The sequence below is a fragment of the Streptomyces sp. NRRL F-2580 genome, assembly GCF_000720115.1.
Lineage (GTDB): Bacteria > Actinomycetota > Actinomycetes > Streptomycetales > Streptomycetaceae > Streptomyces.
In genome coordinates this window covers 29,837-48,728 of record NZ_JOIR01000013.1, presented here as the reverse complement: position 1 = coordinate 48,728, position 18,892 = coordinate 29,837, and the positions used below count along the sequence as shown (strand labels likewise).

Below are 18,892 nucleotides of genomic sequence, written 5' to 3'. Positions count from 1 at the left end.
GCACCGTGCCCCGCAGTTTCAGTCAGAAGCGCGAACGCCAGTACGAGCACACCAAGGAGAGCGCGCAGAAGCGCGGCGAGAGCACCGGGCGTGCCGAGGAGATCGCCGCCAGGACGGTCAACAAGGAACGGGCCCGCGCCGGCGAGTCCAAGACGGCGAGCAAGACGTCGCTCCAGGACATGTCCTCGGCCGAGCGGGGCGGACAGCGCTCCCACAAAGGCGCGCAGGGGCCCACGTACGAACAGCTCTACGAGGAGGCCAAGCGCCGCAACCTGCACGGCCGCTCCTCCATGGACAAGGCCGAACTCAAGCGGGAGCTCGGCCATTGAACCGCACGTCGTCGAGTGGAGGCGCCATGGCGGAAGCCCCCGACGGAAGGAACGAGAGCGAAGAAGAACGCGCGGACCGGCAGTGGCAGGAGCTGATCCAGGAGATCCGCGTCGCCCAGACGGGCGTGCAGATCCTCTTCGGCTTCCTGTTGACGGTCGTGTTCACCCCCCTCTTCCACGAACTTCCGCAGACCGACAAGACCATCTACACCGTCACCGTCGTGCTCGGCTCGCTGGCGACCGGCGCGCTCATCGGGCCCGTCGCCTTCCACCGCGTCGTCTCCGGCCGGCGCATCAAGCCCGAGGCCGTAGCCTGGGCCTCGCGCCTGACCTTCGCCGGTCTCGTCCTGTTGCTGGCCACCTGCACCGCGGCCCTCTTCCTGGTCCTGCGGGTCGCCACCCACGACACCCTCGTGCCCTGGCTGGTGGCGGGCGTGCTGGCCTGGTACCTCCTGTGCTGGTTCGTCCTGCCGCTGTGGGCGCGGATCCGGTACACCTCGGAGCACTGAGCGGCAGGCCCGTTCGTGACCCGTTCACGACCCGTTCACCACGGTGCGGCGCCATCGTTCCTTCCCGGCCACACGTCAGGCTTCAAGAAGAAGACCCTTGATACCGCACTAGACTGGTGGGTCGTTTGGCGCTGGAACGGAACAACCCGGGCAGACCTGGGCTCCGCCGGCGACCCGGGACGTCCGGGAACGAGACGCGAGGGCCGATGGCTGCAACACCTGACCACGGTGAACTCACTCTGCTCGACGGCGAGGAGGCGTACGGAGACGCGAGCGGGGCGGCCGACGCGAGCGGGGCGGCCGACGCGAGCGGGGAGTCCGGCAAGTCCGCCCGGTTCTCCGCCGGCCCCGCCGCCCCCACGCGCACCCTCGTCGACATCTTCGAGGCCTCCGTACGGGCGTACCCCGACGAACTCGCCCTGGACGACGGCACCACCCGCTTGACGTACCGGGCGCTGGCCGCCGAGGTCGAGCGCCGCCGCCGCGCCCTCGCGGCCGCCGGGGTGGGCCGCGGCGACCGCGTCGGCGTACGCGTGCCGTCCGGGACCAACGAGCTGTACGCGGACATCCTCGCCGTGCTCGCCGCGGGCGCCGCCTACGTCCCGGTCGACGCCGAGGACCCCGACGAGCGCGCCGAACTGGTCTTCGGCGAGGCCGGCGTACGGGCCGTGCTGGGCGCCGGAGGGCGCATCGACGCCACCGGCCTCGCGGGCGCAGCCGTGTCCGCAGCGCGGCCCGGCCCCGAGCACGACGCGTGGATCATCTTCACCTCCGGCTCCACCGGCAAGCCCAAGGGCGTCGCCGTCAGCCACCGCAGCGCCGCGGCCTTCGTCGACGCCGAGGCCGCACTCTTCCTCACCGAGGAGCCGATCGGCCCCGGCGACCGCGTCATGGCCGGCCTGTCCGTCGCCTTCGACGCCTCCTGCGAGGAGATGTGGCTCGCCTGGCGCTACGGCGCCTGCCTCGTCCCCGTCCCGCGCTCCCAGGTCCGCAGCGGCGCCGACCTGGGCCCCTGGCTGGCGGACCAGGAGATCACCGTGGTCTCCACCGTGCCGACCCTGGCCGCGCTCTGGGAGCCCGAGACCCTCAACGAGGTCCGGCTGCTGATCTTCGGCGGCGAGGCCTGCCCGCCCGAGCTCACCCAGCGCCTGGTCACCGAGGGCCGCGAGGTCTGGAACACCTACGGGCCCACCGAGGCCACCGTCGTCGCCTGCGCCGCCCTCCTCACCGGTGCGGAACCCATCCGGATCGGCCTCCCTCTCAACGGCTGGGAACTGGCCGTCGTCGACGAGTCCGGCGAGCCGGTGCCGATGGGCGGCAGCGGCCAGCTCGTCATCGGCGGCGTCGGCCTCGCCCGCTACCTCGACCCCGAGAAGGACGCCGAGAAGTACGCCCCGCTCGAATCCCTGGGCTGGCAGCGCGCCTACCGCAGCGGCGACCTCGTCCGAGCCGAACCGGAAGGCCTGGTCTTCCTCGGCCGCGCCGACGAGCAGATCAAGCTCGGCGGCCGCCGGATCGAGCTGGGCGAGGTGGACGCCGCCCTGCAGGCCCTGCCGGGCGTCGCCGGCGCCGCTGCGGCCGTGCGCACCGCCCGCAGCGGCAACCAGCTCCTCGTCGGCTACCTGGTCACCCAGGAGGGCTGGGACCACGCGGCCGCCGTCGAGCGGCTGCGCTCCGAGCTGCCCGCCGCCCTCGTACCGCTGCTCGCACCGGTCGACGAGCTCCCCACCCGCACCTCCGGCAAGGTGGACCGCGACGCACTGCCCTGGCCGCTGCCCGAACTGGAGACCACCGGCCCCGCCGAGCAGCTCTACGGCACCGAGGCCTGGCTCGCCGAGCAGTGGAGCGAGACCCTCGGAGTGGCCGTCAACAGCGCCGCCGACGACTTCTTCGCGATCGGCGGCAGCAGCCTCGCCGCCGCCCAGCTCACCACCCGGCTGCGCACCCGCTACCCGCGTGCGGCCGTCCTCGACATCTACCAGCAGCCCGTCCTGCGCAAGCTGGCCCGCCGCCTGGAGAAGTCCGTACAGGACGACGACGCGGCCCGGGTCATCGCGCCCGTTCCGCTCCGCGCCAAGGTGATCCAGTCGCTGCTGCTGCTCCCCCTGTACACCCTGGTCGGCCTGCGCTGGACCGTGGCGCTGCTGGCCCTCGGCAACGTACTGCACCGGTTCGGGCCCTACCCGTGGGCGCCGACGGCCTCCTGGTGGCTCGTCGCCGCCGGAGCCGCACTGCTCTTCAGCCCGCCCGGCCGCCTCGCGATCGCCGCCGGCGGCGCCCGCCTGCTGCTGCGCGGTGTCAAGGCGGGCCGTCACCCGCGCGGCGGGAGCGTTCACCTGCGGCTGTGGACCGCCGAGCGGCTGGCCGAGTACATCGGCGCGACCTCACTCACCGGCTCCTGGCTGGAACGCTACGGGCGGGCCCTCGGCGCCAAGATCGGCCCCGAGGTGGACCTGCACTCCCTGCCCCCGGTCACCGGCATGCTCAAACTCGGCCGCGGCTGCGCCGTGGAGTCCGAGGTGGACCTCTCCGGGCACTGGCTGGACGGGGAGCGGCTGGAGATCGGCCAGGTCAAGGTCGGCGCCGGCGCGGTGGTCGGCACCCGCAGCATCCTCTTCCCCGGCGCCCGGGTCGGCAAGCGGGCCGAGGTGGCCCCCGGCTCCGCCGTGGTCGGCCAGATCCCCACCGGCCAGCGCTGGGCCGGAGCGCCCGCCGGCAAGCTCGGCAAGGCCAAGCGCAACTGGCCCAAGGAACGCCCGCCGCGTTCGGTCCACTGGCGGGCCATGTACGGAGCGACCGGCTTCAGCCTGACGGCTCTGCCCGTGCTCGCCACCGTGCCCGCCCTGCTCGTCGTGAGCCGGTTCGTGCCCGCCGACGCCGGGCTCGCCCCGGCCCTGCGCGGAGCGCTCATCGCCGTCGTCCCCGGAGCCCTCGCCTTCGGCTGCGCGTACGCCCTGCTGCTGCTGGTCTTTGTACGGCTGCTCAGCCTCGGCCTGCGCACCGGCAACCATCCGACGCACAGCAGGGTCGGCTGGCAGGCCTGGACGGTCACCCAGCTGATGGACCTGTCCCGGGAAACGCTCTTCCCGCTCTACGCCGGGCTGATCACCCCCGTGTGGCTGCGGCTGCTCGGCATGAAGATCGGCCGGGGCGCGGAAGTGTCCACCGTCCTCGCGCTGCCGAGCCTCACCACCGTGGGCGAAGGCGCGTTCCTCGCCGACGACACCCTGACCGCCCCCTACGAACTGGGCGGCGGCTGGGTACGCATCGGACACTCCGAGATCGGCCGCCGGGCCTTCCTCGGCAACTCCGGAATGACCGCCCCGGGCCGCACCGTGCCGGACGACGGGCTCGTCGGCGTGCTGTCCGCCACCCCGAAGAAGGCCAAGAAGGGCAGCTCGTACCTGGGCCTGCCACCGGTCAAGCTGCCGCGCTCCGCCGCCGACGCCGACCAGAGCCGGACCTACGACCCGCCCGCGCACCTGCTGTGGGCGCGCGGCCTGGTGGAGCTGTGCCGGCTCGTCCCCGTTTTCTGCTCGGCCGCGCTGGCCGTCCTGACCGTGGCGACGCTCTGCGCGCTGATCACCGCGGCCGGGCTGGGGATCTGGGGCGCCGCCCTGCTGTCCGGAGCGGTCCTGCTGGCCGCCGGGGTGGCCGCCTGCGCGGTCTCGGTCGCCGCGAAATGGGTGTTGGTGGGCCGCCACCGGGCGGGCGAGCACCCGCTGTGGAGCGCCTTCGTATGGCGCAACGAACTGGCCGACACCTTCGTCGAGGTACTGGCCGTGCCGTGGCTGGCCGGATCCGTGCCCGGCACCCCGCTGCTGGCCCTGTGGCTGCGCGCGCTCGGGGCCCGCATCGGCCGCGGCGTGTGGTGCGAGAGCTACTGGCTGCCCGAGATGGACCTGGTCGTCCTGGGTGACGCGGTCAGCGTGAACCGCGGCTGTGTGTTGCAGACACACCTCTTCCACGACCGGATCTTGAGGACGGATACTGTGGTCCTCCGCGAGGGCGCCACCCTGGGCCCGGGCGGAATCGTCCTGCCCGGCAGCACGGTCGGGGCCCGCAGCACGCTGGGTCCCGCCTCTCTCGTGATGGCCGGGGAATCCGTCCCCGCCGACACCCGCTGGCTGGGCAATCCGATCGAGGCGTGGCGGTCCTGAACGGACCGTCCCTGCGGTGGTCGGGAACGGCAGTGGCGGCAGCGGGACACCAGCACGTCGTACGAGCACAGCGCAGGGAGCGGAAGCGGCAGTGAGCGGCCAGAAGACAGAGGTGTCGGACCCGTACTTTCCGGCCAACGGCGACTCCCGTTACCGGGTGCACCGGTACGAACTCGCTCTGGAATACCGTCCCGGCCCCAACCGGCTGGCCGGGACGGCCCGGCTCAGCGCCATCGCCGGGCGGGCCCCGCTCACCGAGTTCCACCTCAACCTGGCCGAGTTCAGAATAGGACGCGTCCTCGTCAACGGCCGGGCGCCGCACTACGCGCACCGCGGCGGCAGGCTCCGCATCCGGCCGGCCAAGCCGCTGCCCGCCGGCGCCGCCTTCACCGTGGAGGTGCACTGGGCGGGCAACCCCAAGCCGGTGCGCAGCCCCTGGGGCGGCCTCGGCTGGGAGGAGCTGACCGACGGCGCGCTGGTGGCCAGCCAGCCGGTCGGCGCCCCCTCCTGGTACCCGTGCAACGACCGGCCCGCCGACAAGGCCTCGTACCAGATCTCCGTCAACACGCCCTCCGCCTACACCGTCGTCGCCGGCGGCCGGCTGCTCACCCGGACCACCAGGGCCAGCACCACCACCTGGGTGTACGAGCAGTCCGCGCCGACCTCCAGCTACCTCGTCGGCCTGTCCATCGGCATGCACCAGACGGTGCTGCTCGGCGACCCCGGGCTCGGCGGTGTCCCGCAGAGCGCCCACGTGCCCGCGCACCTGCTGCCGCAGTTCTCCCGCGACTTCGCCCGGCAGCCCGCGATGATGCAGCTGTTCGAGGAACTGTTCGGGCCCTACCCCTTCGGCGAGTACACGGTCGTCGTCGCCGACGAGGAACTGGACGTACCGGTCGAGGCCCAGGGCCTCTCCCTGTTCGGCACCAACCACGTCGACGGCGCCCGCGGTTCGGAACGCCTCATCGCCCACGAGCTCGCGCACCAGTGGTTCGGCAACAGCGTGACCATCGCCGACTGGCGGCACATCTGGCTGAACGAGGGCTTCGCGAAGTACGCCGAGTGGCTCTGGTCGGAGCGCTCCGGCGGGCGGACCGCGCACGAGCTGGCGGTCACCGCACACCGGCTGCTGGCCACGCGGACGCAGGACCTGCGGCTGGCCGACCCGGGCCGCAAGCTCATGTTCGACGACCGCCTGTACCAGCGCGGGGGCCTCGCCGTGCACGCGGTCCGCTGCGCCCTGGGCGACGGCGCGTTCTTCCGCATGCTGCGCGACTGGCTCACCGTCCACCGCAACGGGGTGGTGACCACCGCCGGATTCACCACCCACGTGGCCCGCTACGCCGCCGACCCCCTGGACGACCTGTTCTCGGCGTGGCTCTACGAGCCGGCACTTCCGCCGCTGCCCTCCCCGGCGATACCGGCGAAGCCCGGCTACCCCCCGACGAACGGCGGCCCCGGCAAGGGGCGCCGCGGCCGGACCTCCGCCTAGCTCTGCCTCGTCCAGCGCCGGGCGGCTAGCTCTGCCTAGTCCAGCGCTGGGAGGCCTCCCCGCCGCAGGACTTCGTGACCAGGCCGCTGGCCATGCCCAGGTCGAGGCAGCCGCCGCCGAGGTCGCTGCGAAGGCTGCCGTTCGCGCCGGTGCGCCAGATCCGGCCGATGTCCTGGGCGCAGTCGCCCACGAAGACGGCCTGGCCGAGCCCGTTGGAGTACAGGCACTGACCGCTCTGCTGGTTGACGAGCTTGAAACCGCCGTCCGACCTGCCCTGCACGGTCCAGCGGGCGGACCCGTCCGAGCACTCGCCGAAGTCCGAGGCGCCGAACACCTGGGTGACGCACTTGCCGTTGTCGCCGTTGCGGTAGCGGTAGGTGCCGGACGCGGGGGGCGCCGGAGGGGCCGGGGCCGTGGGGGCGGTGGACGTTGCGCCGCCGGAGGGGCGCGTACTGCCGGCGCCGCCCGCGTTCGCGGAGTTGCCGGATCCGGCCGAGCCGCCCGCGCCGCCCGGACCGGTCTGGGCGCCGCCGCCCGGGCCGGAACCGGGGCCGGGTCCCTGGCCGGCGCCCGCGGCGGCCGCGTCCGGGGGGACGCCGCCCGCCCCGCCCTGGGCCTCGTCCTGGGCCGGCGACTGCGCGGGTGACGCCGTGGTCACCGGGCTGCCGCCCGTCGTCGTCGGCGGTGACGGGTCGGCCGGCGCCGTGACCGACGTCCGCGGGTCGTTCCGTGCGTCGGCCTGCGGCGAGCCGGTGTGCGGCAGGTACTGGACGGCGAGCGTCGTACCGCCGGCGACCACGACGACGGGGAAGACGGCCAGCAGGACGCGGGTGCGGCGGCGCCGCCCGGGCCGTTCCGGGCGGGACGCGGCGGGTGTGGGCGCCGGCCCGGGATCCTCCGGTGCCTCCTCGGATCCCTTGTCCGGTGCCGGTGCCGGCTCCGTTTCGGTGTCCGGCTCCGGCTTCTCACCCGTGAGCGGGAGCGTCGGTACGTCGACCTCCTGCACGTTCGCGGCGAAGGCGGCCCGCTCGGAGAGCCGCTCGGCGATGGCCGCCGGCCACAGCGGCTCCGTGAACGGACCGTGCCGCGCGGCGTGTTCGAGGAGCTCGGCCGCGGTGGGACGGGCGTCGGGGTCCTTGGCCAGGCAGGCCGCGACGAGGTCGGCGAGCTCCGGCTCCGCCTCCCGCAACGGATCCAGGTCCGGCTCCTCGTGGACGATGCGGTACAGCACGCCGTGCCCCGACTCGTCGCCGAAGGGCGGCTGGCCGCACGCCGCGTACGCGAGGACCGAGCCCAGCGCGAACACGTCGGTTGCGCCGCTCAACCGCCGTCGGCCCGAGGCCTGTTCGGGAGCCATGTAGGCGGGCGTGCCCACCACCATGCCGGTCCGGGTCAGCTGGCTCTGCTCCGCGGCGCGGGCGACACCGAAGTCGATGAGCGTGAGACCGTCGAGCGTCAGCATGACGTTGGACGGCTTGAGGTCCCGGTGCACCATGTCCAGCGCGTGCACCGCCGCCAGGCCCGCCGCCGCCTCCCGCAGCAGCAGCCACAGCGCGTCCGCGGGCAGCGGGCCGCCGTGCAGCGCGATGGCCTCCCGCAGGGTGAGCCCGGGGATGTACGCGGTGGCGAACCACGGCGGGCTCGCGGTGCGGTCGCAGGCGAGCAGCGGCGCGGTGGCCTCCGCGGGCAGCCGGGCGAGGTTGTCCAGCTCGTGCCCGAACCGCCGCAGGAAGTCCGCGTCCTCGCCGACGACGGAGGACAGCAGCTGCTTGACGGCGACGTACCGGCCCTCTTGGACACCGAGGTACACCCGCCCCATGCCTCCGGCCCCGAGCCGGCCCGCGAGCGGAATGGCCCCGATCCGGCGCGGATCCCCCGCCTCCAGCGGCTCGGCTCCGCTCCCCGTCAGCTCTAACACGTCTGCCCCGCTCGAATTAGAATCAGTTTCCAGGAATCTAACCCGATGATCCGCCTTGCACAACGCGCCTGGCCGGGCGCCGACTTGGCGCGTCCTGCCCTCAGCCGACGCGGAACGCCTGCCGGTACGCCGTGGGGGAGACCCCGAGGGTCTGGGCCAGGTGCTGGCGCAGGGAAGCCGCCGTGCCGAAGCCCGCACGGGCGGCGACGTGGTCGACGGACAGGTCGGTGGTCTCCAGCAGCCGGCGCGCGTGCTCGACCCGCTGCTGGGCGAGCCACTGGCCGGGCGGCATGCCCACCTCCTCGCCGAAACGCCTGCAGAACGTCCGTACGCTCATCCCGGCGTGGCCGGCGAGCTCGGCCAGCGCGAGCGGACGGTGCAGCTCCCGCAGGGCCCACTCGCGGGTGGCGGCCGTCGTCGCGGCCGTCGGCTCCGGCACCGGGCGCTCGATGTACTGGGCCTGACCGCCCTCCCGCCAGGGCGGTACGACGCAGAGCCGGGCCACCCTGTTGGCGATCTCGCTGCCGTGGTCGCGGCGCACCAGGTGCAGGCACAGGTCGATCCCGGCCGCGACGCCCGCCGCGGTGAGGATCCGGCCGCTGTCCACGAAGAGGACGTTCGCGTCGACCCGCACCTGAGGGAAGGCCTGTTGGAAGTTCCCCGCCTCGTTCCAGTGCGTGGTGGCGGCGTGCCCGTCGAGGAGGCCGGCCGAGGCCAGCACGTAGGAGGCGGTGCAGATGGACACGATGCGGGCGTCGGCCGGCAAGAGGGCGAGGGCCTCGGCCAGTTCGTCGGGCAGCCAGTCCCGGATCTCTTCCGTGCCGCAGGTGAACGGGGGGATGACGAGCGTGTCCGCCGTCCGCAGCGCCTCGCTCCCGTGGGTCACGGTGATGGCGAAGTCGGCGCTGGTGGTCACCGGGCCGCCGTCGAGACCGCAGGTGACGACCTCGTAGAGCGGTGTGCCGTCGAGCGCGGCCGCGGTGCCGAAGATGCGTACGGGGATGCTGAGTTCGAAGGGGTAGACGCCTTCGAGGGCCAGGACGACGACGCGGTGCATGGCAAGATCTTTGCACATCGTGGCAGTCTTGCCACTCGTTGCGGTGCGCGGCAGGGGAGAGCCTTGATCCAAGAGGGCCGCGAGGGCCCGGCGAAGAGGGGCGGAACACGATGCGTGCGATCGGTCAGGACGAGTTCGGCGGGCCCGAGGTGCTCGGGGTGGTCGAGGTGGAGCGTCCGGTGCCCGGGCCCGCCGAGGTGCTGGTACGGGTGCACGCGGCCGGGGTCAACCCGACCGACTCCTGGCACCGCGCCACCGGAGGCCTGGCCGGCGCCGTGATCCGCCTCGGCTGGGACGTCTCGGGCGTGGTCGAGGAGGTCGGCCTGGGGGTGACCACCCTCGCGCCGGGCGACGAGGTCTTCGGCATGCCGCGCCACCCGCTGCCCGCCGGCACCTACGCCGAGTACGTCACCTCCCCGGCCCGGCACCTGGTCCGCAAGCCCGCCGACCTGACCCACGAACAGGCGGCCGCGCTGCCGCTGGCCGGACTGACCGCCTGGCAGGCCCTGGTGGACACCGCCGACGTCCGCCCGGGGCAGCGCGTACTGATCCACGCGGCGGCGGGCGGGGTCGGCCACCTCGCCGTGCAGATCGCCAAGGCGCGCGGAGCCCACGTCATCGGCACCGCGCGCGCCGCCAAGCACGAGTTCCTCCGCTCGCTCGGAGCCGACGAGCTCGTCGACTACACCGAAGCAGACTTCGAGACGGCCGTGGAACCGGTGGACGTGGTCGTCGACACGATCGGCGGCGCCTACGGGCCGCGCTCCCTGCGCGCCCTGCGCCCCGGCGGCATCCTCGTCGCGCTCGCCTCCCCGGAAGAGGCGCGACTGGCGGACACCGCGCGCCCGCTCGGACTGCGCGCCGCCTTCATGGCCGTGGAAGCCGACCAGGCGGGCATGCGGGAGATCGCCGCACTCGCCGAAGCCGGGCTGCTGCGTCCCGCGCTCGACACGGTCCTCCCGCTCGCGGACGCGGCCAAGGCCCACGAACTGGCCGACGGCCGCCGCACGACAGGCAAGATCGTCCTCTCCGTCACCGACTGACGGCCCCGGCCGACGAACCGCCCCGACCGACCTCGAAGGAGTACCGCGATGACCACTTTCGTCCTCGTACCCGGCGCCTGGCACGGCGCGTGGGTCTTCGAACCGCTCGCCCGGCAGCTGCGCGCGCACGGCCACCAGGCCCACCCGCTGACCCTCACCGGAGTCGGGGACCGCAGGCACCTGCTCACCGCCACCGTCAACCTCGACACGCACATAGCAGACGTCGTCAACCTCCTGACGGACCACCGGATCACCGACGCCGTACTGGTCGGCCACAGCTACGCCGGCATGGTCATCACCGGCGCCGCCGACCGCGTCCCCGAGCGGGTGGCCGGCCTGGTCTACGTCGACGCCGTGGTCCCCGAGGACGGTGACTCCTGCTGGTCCCTGGTGACCGACCAGGAACGCGCGTGGTACCTCGCCGGAGTCGGGGAGACCGGCTACACCAGCGCACCGCTGCCGTTCTTCGACCCGCGGGCCACCCCGCACCCGCTGGCCTCCCTGATGCAATCGGTCCGCCTGGAGGGCGGGCTCGACCGGTACCGCACCCGGGACTACGTCTACGCCACGGGCTGGGAGGGGCGGTCGCCCTTCACCCCGCTCTACGAGCGCCTCGCCGCCGACCCCGACTGGCGCACGCACGCCCTGGCGGGCGGCCACAACCTGATGCGGGACGCCCCCGAGGAGCTGCTGAAGGTCCTGTTGACGAGCGCCCAGGCTGAATGACCGCCCGGGGGACGGCCACCGGCTACGGGGGAGACACCCGCTCGCCGGAGCAGGGCCGGCCTGCTCGCGGTCCGGTCCAGGTCGACACGCCTTCGCGCGACACGCCGTCGTGCCGGCTCTTGCCGCGCCCTACGGGTCCCCACACGTAGAGGCTGCGCGGTGGCCGGGGACGGAACGGGCCGCGGGGAGACCCAGTTCGCCGCCGGGCCCGGCGCGTCGCTCGGCCGCGCGCCGCCGGGCCGGTGTGAGAGTGAATCCCCGCTGCTCGGCAGCCGTGTGGAAGGGGTCGAGCATCCGCTCGTACCGCTTGCGTATCTTGTCGCTCACGGACGGCGACATCAGCAGCACGTGGCGGGGTCCTTGATCCACCCGCCGCACGACGACGAGGAGGAGACGGCCATGGGTCTCAAGAAGGCGGTCTACGAGAAGGAGCTGCTGCGGCTCCAGACCGAGCTGATCCAGCTCCAGGAATGGGTGCGGTCGGCGGGCGCCCGGCTCGTGGTCGTCTTCGAGGGCCGAGACGCGGCGGGCAAGGGCGGAACGATCAAGCGGGTCGCCGAGCACCTCAACCCCCGCGTCGCCCGCATCGCGGCCCTCCCGAAGCCGACGGAGCGCGAGCGCGGCCAGTGGTACTTCCAGCGCTACGTGGAGCACCTGCCGGCCGCGGGCGAGATCGTGCTCTTCGACCGCAGCTGGTACAACCGCGCCGGGGTGGAGCACGTCATGGGCTTCTGCACCCCCGCGGAGCACCAGCGCTTCCTGCGCCAGTGTCCCGTCTTCGAGCGCATGCTCGTCGAAGACGGGATCCTGCTCCGCAAGTACTGGTTCTCGGTCAGCGACGCCGTCCAGGAGGACCGCTTCCGCCGCCGCACCGAGGACCCGCTGCGCCGGTGGAAGCTCTCTTCCATGGACCTGGAGTCCCTCACGCGCTGGGAGGCGTACTCGCGGGCCAAGGACGAGATGCTCGTCCACACCGACACCGCCGACGCCCCCTGGTACGTGGTCGAGAGCGACGACAAGCGCAGCGCGCGGCTCAACATGATCGCCCACCTGCTGTCCTCGGTCCCGTACGAGTCCGTGGCTCTGCCCTCGCTCGTCCTGCCGCCCCGGCCCGCGTCCACGGGATACCAGCGTCCGTCCAAGGAGCTGCAGACTCTCGTACCCGATCACGCGGCCACGCTGGGCAAGGCATGACCGGCATCGTGAGAACCATTACATTCACCCCAGAATCACCCATTTGGCGTGGATCATTGCTTCCCGGAACTGTCGTATATGGGTCGCTTGTGGGGCCCGCGCCACCCGCTTGACCGGTAGGCGCCGTGGGAGAGACATGGGACGCGTGGCCAACTGGACCTCCAACCGACGTATCGCCCTGCCGCTGGCAGGCGGCGCCGTCGTACTCGGACTCGGCGGCGGCCTCTACGTCACCGGGCTCGTGGCCGGCGGTGACATCGACCAGGGCACGAGCGTCCTGGGAGTGGACATCGGCGGAATGACCCTGGCGCAGGCGCAGCGGAAGCTGACCCGCGAGCTCGGGCCCACCGCCGCGGCCCCGGTCGCCATGAAGATCGGCGACCGCGTGGAGAAGGCCGACCCCGCCGCGCTCGGGCTCTCGCTCGACACCACCGCGACCGTCGACCACGCCGTCCGGACGGGATACGGCCCGGCCACCGTCATCGGCCGGCTCTTCGCCTCCGGCGACCGCGCGGTCGAGCCGGTGATCCGGATGAACGAGCGGACCGCCCGGGCCGCGGTCGACCGCATCGGCGCGGACGCCGGGCAGCAGGCCCGCGACGGGGCGATCACGTTCGAGAAGGGCGCGGCGAAGGCCGTCGCCCCGCAGCAGGGCGTCACCCTCGTCGAGGACCGGGCCCTCGACACCCTCCGTACGGCCTACCTGCGGCCGGCCGCCGGCCCCGTCGTGATGCCCGTCGAGCGCACCCAGCCCCGCATCGGAGCCGAGGAGACCGGACGGGCCATGCGCCAGTTCGCGCAGCCCGCGATGTCCGGGCCCGTCAGCCTCACCGTCGCCGGACAGCGCCTGTCCATAGGCCCCGGCGTCCTCGGCGAGCACCTGAAGATGCGGCCCGACGCCCAGGGCCGCCTCGTACCGGCCCTCGACTCCAAGGGCCTGCTCGCCGACCCCGCCGTGGCCCGCCCCGTCGGGGCGGTCACCTCGGCCCCGCGCGACGCCGTGCCCCGTCTCGACGCGGACGGCAGGGTGGTCATCGGCGATCCGGGCCGCGAGGGCCGGCAGGTCACGGAGGCGGCACTCGGCAAGGCCGTGCTGCCCCTGCTGACCCGCTCGGGCGACGCCCGCAGCGGCGAGGTCGCGACCGTGGCCGTCCAGCCGGAGCTGTCCGCCGAGGAGGCGCGGCGCCTCGGCATCAAGGAGAAGGTCTCGTCCTTCACCGTCGAGTTCCCGGCCGCCCCGTACCGCACCACCAACATCGGCCGCGCCGTGGAGCTCATCAACGGCTCCGTCGTCATGCCGGGGGAGGAGTGGAGCTTCAACCGGACGGTCGGCGAGCGCACCCCCGAGAACGGCTTCGTCGACGGCATCATGATCAACGACGGCCAGTACGTGAAATCGCCCGGCGGAGGCGTCTCGGCGGTCGCCACCACCATGTACAACGCGGTGTTCTTCGCGGGCGTCAAGCCCGTCGAGCACGGCGCCCACTCCTTCTACATCGAGCGGTACCCCGAGGGCCGGGAGGCCACCGTCGCCTGGGGCACCCTCGACCTGCGCTGGGTCAACGACTCGGGCCACCCCCTCTACATCCAGGCCCGGTCCACCGACACCTCGCTGACCATCTCCCTCCTCGGCACGAAGAAGTACGACGAGATACGTGCGACCAAGGGGCCGCGCACGAACATCACCCCGCCCGCCAAGCGGACGGGCAGCGGGCCGACGTGCGAGGTCCAGACCCCGCTCGAGGGCTTCGACGTGGCCGTCGGCCGGGTCTTCGTCCAGGGCGGGAAAGAGGTCAGGCACGAGGAGTTCAAGACCCACTACACGCCGCGCGACGAGGTGACCTGCACCCCGGAGGCCTCTCCGACCCCGGGGGCCCCGGAGGCACCGGGAGCCTCGCCGACCCCCGGCGCCTCGCAGGCACCGGGAACCCAGCCGGCCGAGCGGACCCCCGAGCCCCGCCAGACCCCCGAGCCCCGCCGGGCCGCCGGGATCGCCCAGGCCGCGCAGGCACCGCGTACCCCGTAGGCCCCGTCCGTCACGGCCGCAGGCGGCCCGCCGGCCCTCGGCGCAAGCCTGTCGCACCGCCGGTCTTCCAGGACGAGGTGTGACAGATCCGGCGCGCGCCGTGCGCGATGGGAGCCATGACGGCCCGGAAGTGCTACAACTGGGTTCGTGACCATTCCTCGCCACCCGTGCCGGGCACGTCGGTGCGGTCACCGCTAGGCAACAGGACCAGGAGCGTCGCCGGACAGGTATTCGTCCTCCAGGTGGCGATCGTGGTGTTGCTCGCGGCCGGGGCACTGCTGGCCCTCGTACTCCAGTCGCGCCACGACATCGACCGCGAGGCGCGCAACCGCTCGGTGTCCGTGGCCGAGACCTTCGCCCACTCACTGGGCCTGGAGGACGCGCTGAAGACGTCCAACCCGTCCGAGGTCCTGCAACCCCGCGCCGAAGAGACGCGCAAGGCCGCCGGCGTGGACTTCATCGTCGTGATGGACACCAACGGCATCCGCTACAGCCATCCCCAGCCCGACCGCATCGGGAAACGGTTCGTCGGAACGATCGAGCCCTCCCTCGCCGGCAAGGTCCACACCGAAAGCGTGCAGGGCCCCCTCGGCAAGGAGATCCAGGCCATCGTTCCGGTCAAGGACCAGGACGGCAAGGTCGTCGCCCTGGTCTCGGCCGGCCTGACCGTGAAGAACGTGACCGGCGTCGTCGACCGCCAGCTCCCCGTCATCCTCCTGGCCATCGCCACCGGCCTGGCCCTGGCGACCGTCGGCACGGCCCTGATCAGCAGACGTCTGCGCCGCCAGACCCACGGGCTCGGCACGCAGGAGATGACCCGCATGTACGAGCACCACGACGCGGTGCTCCACGCCGTCCGCGAGGGGGTGCTGATCACCGACGGTGACGGACGGTTGCTCCTGGCGAACGACGAGGCCAAACGGCTGCTCGGGCTGCCGGAGGACGCCGACGGACGCCACATCGCGGACGTACCGGGCCTGGACCGCCGGATGGCGGACCTGCTGCTCTCCGGGCGGACGGCCACCGATGAGGTACTGGAGAGCGGGGACCGGCTGCTCGTGGTCAACCAGCGGCCCACCCACCCCCGGGGCCGGCCGGAGGGCAGCGCGGTGACCATCCGCGACTCCACCGAGATGCGGATCCTGACCGCCCGGGCCGAGACGGCCCGCCGGCGCCTCAAGCTGCTCTACGACGCGGGCGGCGACGTCGGCACCAGCCTCGACGTGGTGCGGACGGCCGAGGAGCTCGCGGCCGTCGCCGTCCCCCGGTTCGCGGACTACGTCACGGTCGACCTGGCGGACCAGGTGCTCGACGGCGACGAGCCCGCCCCGGGCGCCGACATGCGGCGCACGGCGGTCAGCGGCATCCGGTCCGACCATCCGCTCTACCCGGTCGGCCGGCTGATCGACTTCCTGCCGTCCACCCCGCAGGCACGCGGCTACGGCACCGGCCGGGCGGAACTCGTGACCGACCTGGCCGACGCGCCGGGCTGGCAGGCCCAGGACCCGCCCCGCGCGCAGGCCATCGTCGAGTACGGGATCCACTCGCTCATCGCGGCCCCCCTCATGGCCCGCGGCGTCGTACTCGGCGTGGTCAACTTCTGGCGGTCGGAGAAGAAGGAGCCCTTCGACGAGGACGAGCTGTCCCTGGCCGAGGAACTCGTCGCCCGCGCCGCCGTCAGCATGGACAACGCCCGCCGCTACACGCGCGAGCACGCCCTCGCCGTGACGCTCCAGCGCAGCCTGCTGCCGCGCGCCCTGCCCGAACAGAGCGCCATGGACGTGGCGCACTTCTACCTGCCCGCGCAGTCCGGGGTGGGCGGCGACTGGTTCGACGTGATCCCGCTCCCGGGCGCCCGGGTCGCGCTGGTCGTCGGAGACGTCGTCGGACACGGCCTGCACGCCGCCGCCACCATGGGGCGGCTGCGCACGGCGGTGCACAACTTCTCCTCCCTCGACCTGCCGCCCGACGAGATCCTCGCCCGGCTCGACGACCTCGTACAGCGCATCGACCACGACCGCGACGGGGACGGCAACGACACGAACGGCGGGGGCGGGATCATGGGCGCGACCTGCCTCTACGCGATCTACGACCCGGTGTCCCAGCGCTGCACGGTGGCACGGGCGGGGCACCTGCCGCCCCTGGTCGTCGCCCCCGACGGCACGACGGAGATCGTGGAATTGCCGGCCGGACCACCGCTGGGGCTCGGCGGCATGCCCTTCGAGACCGCGGAGCTGCATCTGGAAGAGGGCAGCCAGCTCGTCCTCTACACGGACGGTCTGATCGAGGAGCGGACCCGGGACATCGGCGAGGGACTGGAGCTGCTGCGGGCGGCGCTGAGCCATCCCGACCGCGACCCGCAGGACAGCTGCCGGGCCGTGCTCGACATGCTGCTGCCGCCCCGCCCGACCGACGACGTGGCGCTGCTCATCGCGCGGACGCGGACGCTCGGCCCGGACCGGGTCGCGCAGTGGGACGTACCGTTCGAGCCGAGCGCGGTCGGCGCCATGCGCAGCGTCGCGGCGAAGAAGCTCGACGAGTGGGGCCTGTCCGAACTCGGCTTCGCCACGGAACTGATCCTCAGCGAACTGATCACCAACGCCCTGCGGCACGGCAGCGAGCCGGTCCGCGTCCGCCTCCTCCACGACCACACCCTGACCTGTGAGGTGTGGGACGGCAGCAGCACGGCCCCCCACCTGCGGTACGCCGCCACGACGGACGAGGGCGGCCGCGGACTGTTCCTGGTGGCCCAGCTCAGCGAACACTGGGGCACGCGCTACACCCCCGAGGGCAAGGTCATCTGGGCGGAACTGCTCCTCCCCGGCACCCCGGGCGGCGCCGAACCCGCGATCGCCGCCTTCCTGGACGTGGACCCCCTCTGAGTCCCTGGGGGCCCCGAGCTCAGAGTCCGCGCCGGTAGCGGAGCTCCGTGAGCGTGACCTCGTCGTAGGCGTCCTCCTGAGTCGCGCCATCGGCCCGATAGCCGGCCCGCTCGTAGAAGTCCCGGGCCGGTCGGTTGTCGCGCAGAACCCACAGGGCCGACGTCCCGAACCCCTGGCTCTCCATCCGGGAGTGGGCCTCGCCGAGGAGCCTGCGGCCGATGCCCTGGCCGATCAGATCGGGTGAGACGTACAGGGCGTATACCTCGGCCACCCGTCGAGGGCCCGGTATCGGACTCCGGCACGGCCCGAAGCAGACCCACCCCACCGGGCCGTGCTCGCCGTGTGCCACGAGGTCGATCGACTCCCGGTGGGGTTGGGAGAACCACCGCCGCCGCATGCGCGCATCGGCCTCGACCGTCATCGCGTCCAAGTAGGTCCGGGGAACGATGCCGGCGTACGCCGCCTGCCACCCCCGGACACGGATCGTCGAGACGGCCTCGATGTCGGCCGCGTCCATCTCCCGCACATGCACCATCGCGCCACGGTAAGGCCACGGGTGCGTCGGGACGAACCGGGTTTCCCGGTGCGCGGAGGGGTTCGGGCGGTCAGTGGTCCGTCGGGTCGAGAGCCGCTGTCACGAGGCGGTGCGCGTATGCGGTGTCGAGGCCTTGGGGGCGGAAGAGGAGGCGGTACATCAGGGGGGCGACGATCTGGTCGATGACCGTTTCGACGTCGGGTGCCCGCTCCCCGCGTTCCGTGGCGCGGGTGAGGATGACGCCGATCTGTTCGGCCGCGTAGGCGGAACACCGGGCGGCGTTGCTGCCGTCCGGGTCGCCGAGCAGGGCGTCGCGGATGTAGGCGCGGCCGGCAGGGGAGGACATCTCGTCGAGGAACTGCTCGGCCCAGTGCGTCAGGTCGGCCGAGAGGGCGCCGTGGTCCTCGGGCGCGGTCTCGGGGCGCAGACGCTCGACCGCCACGTCCGACAACAGCTCCTGCAGGTCGCCCCAGCGACGGTAGACCGTCGACGGGGTCACGCCCGCACGCTGGGCGATCATCGGCACCGTCAGGGCGTCCCGGCCCAGCTCCGCGGTGAGTTCACGTACCGCGGTGTGCACCGATGCCTGGACCCGGGCGCTGCGCCCGCCGGGGCGCACCATCTGCCTGCTCACGTCGTCCACCTTAACGCAAAGTCATTGCTTCTAGCGCGAGCGTCTAAAGCGAAAGGTTTGCGTTAGCTGGTCGTATGGCTCTACGGTGACTTAAAGCGAACCGATTGCTTTTAGCGTCAGGAGCCTGCCCATGCCCGCCGTCACACCAGGAGCACCCACGCCGTTACCTCACCGAGCCTCGCGCCGGTGGCGGGTATGGCCGTCGGCGTGCTGGTCCCCACGCTCCTCGCCCCCGCCGGCGCGGTCGGCGTGTACCTGGTGCCGGCGGTCCGTTCGCCGCCCAGGCGGTCGCGGTCACCTTCACCACGGAGACGGCCCGCCCGCACGCCGGTGCCCTGCGCTCGCTGCGCCCGAGGCTCGCCGTCGCGCCGCAGGCGCGCCGCGCGC

At 73.0% G+C, this 18,892-nt stretch carries 13 protein-coding genes; 9 read left to right on the top strand and 4 right to left on the bottom strand.

Annotated features, from left to right (window positions below; all coding sequences use genetic code 11):
• The first annotated feature begins 5 nt into the window (after positions 1–5).
• From IF88_RS0116385 to IF88_RS0116370, 4 genes are all read left to right on the top strand, one after another.
• Positions 6–329 carry a hypothetical protein gene (locus IF88_RS0116385; RefSeq protein WP_030711892.1) on the top strand — a complete coding sequence of 108 codons (324 nt, stop codon included), beginning with the start codon at positions 6–8 and terminating at the stop codon, positions 327–329.
• Between the two features lie 26 nt (positions 330–355).
• Positions 356–838, top strand: coding sequence for a DUF6328 family protein (locus tag IF88_RS0116380; RefSeq protein WP_030711889.1), 483 nt, complete (start codon positions 356–358; stop codon positions 836–838).
• A gap of 206 nt (positions 839–1,044) precedes the next feature.
• Entirely contained in the window at positions 1,045–4,998 is a 3,954-nt protein-coding gene (locus tag IF88_RS0116375) for a Pls/PosA family non-ribosomal peptide synthetase (protein WP_030711885.1), read from the top strand.
• Positions 4,999–5,089: 91 nt separating this feature from the next.
• Complete coding sequence (locus IF88_RS0116370; protein WP_030711882.1) at positions 5,090–6,490, top strand: M1 family metallopeptidase; 1,401 nt, start codon at positions 5,090–5,092, stop codon at positions 6,488–6,490.
• 25 nt (positions 6,491–6,515) lie between these two features.
• Here the strand turns inward: IF88_RS0116370 and IF88_RS0116365 are convergent, their stop codons facing one another.
• Both IF88_RS0116365 and IF88_RS0116360 read right to left on the bottom strand, forming a co-directional pair.
• Positions 6,516–8,408: a serine/threonine-protein kinase gene (locus tag IF88_RS0116365; protein ID WP_030711879.1), complete on the bottom strand. Its 1,893-nt coding sequence runs from the start codon at positions 8,406–8,408 to the stop codon at positions 6,516–6,518.
• 100 nt (positions 8,409–8,508) lie between these two features.
• Positions 8,509–9,483, bottom strand: coding sequence for a GlxA family transcriptional regulator (locus tag IF88_RS0116360; RefSeq protein WP_234323552.1), 975 nt, complete (start codon positions 9,481–9,483; stop codon positions 8,509–8,511).
• Positions 9,484–9,575: 92 nt separating this feature from the next.
• On the opposite strand from IF88_RS0116360, the gene IF88_RS0116355 reads away from it, so the two are divergent.
• The 5 genes from IF88_RS0116355 (at position 9,576) to IF88_RS0116325 (ending at position 17,336) form a co-directional block, all read left to right on the top strand.
• Positions 9,576–10,508 carry an NADP-dependent oxidoreductase gene (locus IF88_RS0116355; RefSeq protein ID WP_030711873.1) on the top strand — a complete coding sequence of 311 codons (933 nt, stop codon included), beginning with the start codon at positions 9,576–9,578 and terminating at the stop codon, positions 10,506–10,508.
• A 48-nt stretch (positions 10,509–10,556) separates the two neighbouring features.
• Positions 10,557–11,234, top strand: a complete 678-nt coding sequence (locus IF88_RS0116350) for an alpha/beta fold hydrolase (protein WP_030711870.1) — start codon at positions 10,557–10,559, stop codon at positions 11,232–11,234.
• Positions 11,235–11,633: 399 nt separating this feature from the next.
• Positions 11,634–12,428, top strand: coding sequence for a polyphosphate kinase 2 (gene ppk2, locus IF88_RS0116340; protein ID WP_030711865.1), 795 nt, complete (start codon positions 11,634–11,636; stop codon positions 12,426–12,428).
• A 136-nt stretch (positions 12,429–12,564) separates the two neighbouring features.
• Complete coding sequence (locus IF88_RS0116335) at positions 12,565–14,454, top strand: VanW family protein (RefSeq protein ID WP_078892926.1); 1,890 nt, start codon at positions 12,565–12,567, stop codon at positions 14,452–14,454.
• 242 nt (positions 14,455–14,696) lie between these two features.
• Positions 14,697–17,336, top strand: a complete 2,640-nt coding sequence (locus tag IF88_RS0116325) for a SpoIIE family protein phosphatase/ATP-binding protein (RefSeq protein ID WP_234323551.1) — start codon at positions 14,697–14,699, stop codon at positions 17,334–17,336.
• A 19-nt stretch (positions 17,337–17,355) separates the two neighbouring features.
• On the opposite strand, the gene IF88_RS0116320 is transcribed toward IF88_RS0116325, so the two are convergent.
• Positions 17,356–17,871, bottom strand: coding sequence for a GNAT family N-acetyltransferase (locus IF88_RS0116320; protein ID WP_030711850.1), 516 nt, complete (start codon positions 17,869–17,871; stop codon positions 17,356–17,358).
• Between the two features lie 70 nt (positions 17,872–17,941).
• Positions 17,942–18,493 (bottom strand): TetR/AcrR family transcriptional regulator, encoded by a 552-nt coding sequence (locus tag IF88_RS0116315; RefSeq protein ID WP_030711847.1) that lies wholly within the window; start codon positions 18,491–18,493, stop codon positions 17,942–17,944.
• Between the last annotated feature and the right edge of the window lie 399 nt (positions 18,494–18,892).